The organism is Pseudomonas sp. SIMBA_067, from assembly GCF_046534675.1.
Classification (GTDB): domain Bacteria; phylum Pseudomonadota; class Gammaproteobacteria; order Pseudomonadales; family Pseudomonadaceae; genus Aquipseudomonas; species Aquipseudomonas putida.
The window spans coordinates 1-242 of record NZ_JAWRYH010001175.1 but is presented as its reverse complement, the minus strand read 5'-3'; the positions used below and the strand labels follow the sequence as shown (position 1 = coordinate 242).

Here is a 242-nt window from a genome sequence, read left to right as displayed (position 1 = left end):
ACGGCGTTGGCTGTGTCATGGAAACCATTGATGGCTTCGTAGAACAGCACAAAAGCCAGTGCAAGCAATAATAACAGCCCGGTATGCAAATCCAGGCCAGCAAACAAATGTAGCATAGGACGTTACGCCATTTTGAGGACATGAACGCGGCGCATTATCAGTGACTTTCGCGGCGCGGGCAAAGTGAAATATAGACTTTTTTTGATTTGCCTCCTGTATGGATTTCACTCAAAAAATAATTA

Annotated in this window: 1 protein-coding gene; it reads right to left on the bottom strand. The window is 44.6% G+C overall.

What is annotated here, in order from left to right; translation table 11 throughout:
• Positions 1 to 116 (bottom strand): hypothetical protein (locus SB765_RS32985; RefSeq protein WP_410932944.1); only part of this gene is annotated, 116 nt, incomplete at its 3' end.
• Positions 117 to 242 lie beyond the last annotated feature (126 nt).